This window comes from Corynebacterium sp. HMSC074A01 (genome assembly GCF_001831515.1).
In the GTDB taxonomy this organism is placed as follows: Bacteria; Actinomycetota; Actinomycetes; order Mycobacteriales; family Mycobacteriaceae; genus Corynebacterium.
In genome coordinates, this window is the sequence record NZ_KV825613.1 from 1 (window position 1) to 4,389 (window position 4,389).

Here is a 4,389-nt window from a genome sequence, read left to right on the forward strand (position 1 = left end):
CAATCGTGGCGCATCCACCGCATGATCGGGCCAGCTCGTTCCTACGCGTTTCGTCATAAAACTCATCACTCACTGAGCTTTCATCAATGAGATCACGGATGAACGCCTTGCTCTGCGAGTTCTTAATCGTCGGGATTTCGCTCCCATCGGCGAACTCTGTACGGTCGTGGAACCAGCGCGCACCTCGATACGCAGGCGGCTCCTGCAACATTAATGCGAAGTGGCGCGGGTACAGGTCAACCGGGTCGTTGGGGTCAATGAACACGTTCGCGAATGGGGTAGCAGTGTAGCCGACATACTGTGCTCGAGGGCAGTTCTGCAGGATCTCCGTGATCTGCTCGTTCACGGCTGTCCTGTTGACTTCCTCCTTGCTTCCACGGCTCTTCTGTGGGCGGGTGTTGATCGACGCTTGGTCGGACTCATCATCGATGACCAGCACTGGAAGGTTCTTAAACTCGGGGTCTGCACCAGCAGCACGGCGTAGGTCTGAGTTGAAGTGGCGCAGAACCGTAGCATTCTTTTTCACCACAGCAACCAAGCACTTCATGTTGTCCAAGTTGGCAGGGTCATACATGGGCTTTGACTTGTCCGGGCGCTCAATATCGATGGCGTTGGTGACTTTACGCTGGTAGTCAATTTTCGACGTCGTGACGCGGCGGATGCGTGGGAAGCCGGGCTCACCGTAGCGCGGCCCATGGCTCAGGAACGCACCACCACGGTCATTCCAGTCCCGCTCCCACTCCTCGTCCTCGTTAAAGTAGGTCTCGTACTTCACCTCTTCCTTCGTGAGGTTTTCGTAATCCAAGCCGTCGAGCACTGCTTCCTTACCGCACAACTCCTTATCCATTCGGCGCTGCGTCTGCTCGCGCAGGTTGTTCATCGTGCCGGCGAGGATGATGATGAAGCGGTACCCGGCGTCGATGGCCTTGGCGGCAAGTGCGGTGAAGTTCGCGGTCTTTCCCGACTGCACGTAGCCCACAACCAGACCACGGGAAGACTGGTACTCGGCCTTCGTCGGGTCTGTGAGACGGCGGAGCACCTGCGTTGCTTGCTCATCGACAGCGGCGATGGAGGCCGCATCCCAGTTATTGCGGGACAGGACGTTCTTGTAGTCGGTCCAATAGTTCGCGTTTTTGGCAGCACGCTCGGGGGTGTACCAATCATCAAAAATCTGGTCAACGATCACCGAAGGCTCGGGCGATACGAGCAGCTCGTCGATCTCTTCCGAGAACACGCTGAGCTCCAACTGTTCGAGGATCCATGCGATGCGCTCTGGGGAGTCCGGTCGAGTTGCTGTCTTCGGGTCCAGAGTGGCCCCGTCGGCGTTTGCGATCTCGGTGATGTAGGAAACGAGCGGTTGAACGTCCGCGGCCGAGCCATTACGAAGGTAGGAGCGGAGCTGGTCGTCGCTAAGCATGGTTCCGGTGAGAAGTTCGACTCCCTGATGAATCGCAGGGCGGACGCGGAGACTCCGTGCGTCATACAGATCTGAGATCGCGTTCCTAATATCGTTGAAATCCATTATTCGCTCCTACTATTCGCTTCTGCTTGCGCTGCGGCGGTGAGGAGGGCGTTCCACACTTCCACGTTCGCATTCGACTTTTTGGTTCGTTTTTGGACGGCGGCATCGTTAAAGAGAAGGTACAACAGCGTCTTGACAATGGGCGCGTCATTGAGCGAGCCTCTGCCGGGGTTGATGAGTTTGCGGTACTCCGCGTTGATGTAAATGCAGTGGTTGGGCTGATCGATTTCGACGAAATCGTCGTTCCGAAGCTGCTTGTATTTGATGTCGATTGGATCGGTGAGGCGGATGCGCGCATGCTCCTCAACTGCGCGTTTAACCTCCGGGGCGATGCCGACGCCTGCCTCCGAGATCTGGTCGGCGTTGCCTGACTTCTGGTTGGACTCCCGGAGGACGTCGCGCGCGTCGGCGCAGACGTCATCGAACGTATATTCCGAATCTTTGACGTCCCGAAGGGAATCGATGAACCTGTGGAAGCCCTCGCTCAGGCGCACGGAACGCTTCTGCGGACTCACCATGAGGTATTCGTTGATGACTTGTGGATCGTCGATAATGATTCGGAGCAGCTTCGTATCCTTGCTGTTGCGGCGGAAGCCGCTCCAGCCGCCGCTGGTGAGGAGGCGGTCGGCGTCGTAAAAGTAGAAGCCCTGGTGGCCCATCGCGTCTTTGTCTTCGAGGATGAACTCGTCCTTCGTGGAGCGGTTGGTCCAGATGTGGGCGGTAACACCCGGGGTGCCTGGCTTCCCGCCGACAGTGAGGGTGCGTGGGTAGTCTTTGCGCGCTGGGCGGCTGTAGCCGACGGGGTTGATCGGCTTTACTGCGGGGTTCGGCGCCCAGTCTGCGTCATCCCAGCGGGTGAACATGGACACGTTGAGGTCGCCGCGCTCGAGGAAGCGGTGGTACCGGATACCGATGTGGCGGCGTACCTTCTCTAACGTGCTGGAGATGAAGCCGAGGCCTTGCGCTTCGTCTTCGCCCCGGTAGACGTCGGTGAGGCTGTTCCACACGATGCTAGTTCCGTGCTTGAGAGTGAGCATGTCTGCGCGGAGGTTCCAGACGTCCATGATGGAGCGCTCGCCCAAGACGCCTGCGTCAAAGCTTCCTTTGCGCAGCTCGTAGCCAGCCGAGTGCTGGCCGCGTTGGCGGGACACCACGGTGACGATCTCCGCGTTACTGAACGAGCCCTCCTTCATGCCCATCCCGTACCGGCCGATGTTCTTTTTGTTGCGTGCCTGGTGCCCGCCGAGGCGCAGGATCTCCTGCATCTGCTGCAGGGACATGCCGGTGCCGTCGTCGTGGATGCCGATCTGCACCAGGCGGAACCCGTCGACGTGGAAGTGCAGCACTACGTTTTGGGCGTGCGCATCGATGGCGTTATCGATCAGCTCATCAAGGCCCGTCACCAGGTCATGGTTCGCCCCGAGGGCGTGGTGGATTCCCTCGGTGGGTGGGAGGGCAACGACGTGTTCAATGTCATTCGAGATCTCTCGGGAACTCATCCGTGAACTACCTCAGCCCCTCCACGATCCGGACCGTTTCCACAGCGACCCGCGTGACCTTGCCTATCAGGTCCACGATGTAGCGCGGGTTGCCCCCCTCGTCTGCCCAATCGTTCGGGTCGTTCACAATCCCAGACGCCTTGTCCTTCTTCACCTGGTAACGATCAATCAACCACGCCAGCGCAGAGCGCGACCCCAGCATGTACTCGTCAGCCTCAGCCGGAATACCAGTAATGGTGACGCGCTTGTTGTAGATCAACTTGGTCACGTCGTTGACGTTCTTGCCCGTCTCCGGGTCCTTTTTGCGCCCCCACTTCATCTTCAGCACACGCCAGGTCTCTGGATCGGACTCGTCGCCCTTCACCGCGATATCCAGCGGGTACGGCTCCACATCCTCGTATCCGACGTGCAGGTCCATCAGTTCCTTGCCGGCACGCGCGAACTTGTCGAACTCCTCACGCGTCCCCGGCGTCTCAATGTGCGGCAGCATCTTCTTCAGATCCGCCGCGTACGTCTCCCGATAGTTCGGGTCGTGCAGCTTCCCGTAGACGAAGTGGAAGATGTCGTCACCAGTGACATCAGCCCCCAGCGCGTCGCGGTAGATCGCCTTGATCGCGTCAGTGATGTTGTCCTTGCGCACATACCCCGCAACGACCTCACCGACCTGCCCATACATCGAGGACTCACCTTCGCTTATCGACGTCCTCTCGCCGAACAACCCACCATCCTCAGCGTCCACGGGCTCCCAGGTGAAGCGAGGGAAAAACTGTGAAGTGGCGATTGTGTGTAGATCAGGCATTGTGTTCATCGCCAGCGTTCCCAGAGGTACGCTATCGCCTGGACTCGTAGATACGTATCCAATGCTCTTGTGCTGTTGCGTCGGGAACATCGACGGCAACTGATACGTACGGTGATTGAGAATCGAATCGAAATACACCTTCTGCTTACAAAATGGTCGATACAAAGAGAGCGTCTGGAATCCATTAGATGGGATAGGATTCCTTCGCATTAGATGATTTTGTAGGCTCGATGACCATTTGATCTTGGCGGGATCTACGAACTCTGGATGTGAGTCAAATAGGTCGTTAATAGAATCAAATTTAGAAACTTCCGAAAGAGCTTGGTCATAAGCAGTGATTAGACGGTCTACCTGGTCTGCTAATTGCTTACCTGAATACGAATACACCCAAGCATCGCGATTGGTCTGAAGGCCCGCAGAGTGTACCTCAAAGATCTTTGTCGCGTCACCCTTCTTTTCTCCAATAACCGGCCACGTTGCAAACTCTTCACTGCGCTGGTTCAGCCAGTCACCATGCTGGTTCGGCACAATTGATTCGGCCCGATCATGCGGTGGATGCGCCACGATTG

General features: G+C 57.5%; 2 protein-coding genes and 1 pseudogene. All 3 read right to left on the reverse strand.

All coding sequences use genetic code 11. The features are described from left to right. Nucleotides 1-1,522: pseudogene (locus HMPREF2550_RS03800) on the reverse strand (endonuclease); the annotation flags it as partial. After that, nucleotides 1,522-3,021 carry an ATP-binding protein gene (locus tag HMPREF2550_RS03805; protein ID WP_070789801.1) on the reverse strand — a complete coding sequence of 500 codons (1,500 nt, stop codon included), beginning with the start codon at nt 3,019-3,021 and terminating at the stop codon, nt 1,522-1,524. The gene HMPREF2550_RS03805 and the pseudogene HMPREF2550_RS03800, both read right to left, overlap by 1 nt. A gap of 7 nt (nt 3,022-3,028) precedes the next feature. Continuing rightward, on the reverse strand, nt 3,029-4,389 hold a 1,361-nt coding region (locus HMPREF2550_RS12230), incomplete at its 5' end, for a type ISP restriction/modification enzyme (RefSeq protein WP_305764121.1).

What these genes read in the sequence shown, in the direction of transcription:
- HMPREF2550_RS03805 (WP_070789801.1), bottom strand. Translation starts at nt 3,021, where the DNA reads ATGAGTTCCCGAGAGATCTCGAATGACATTGAACACGTCGTTGCCCTC.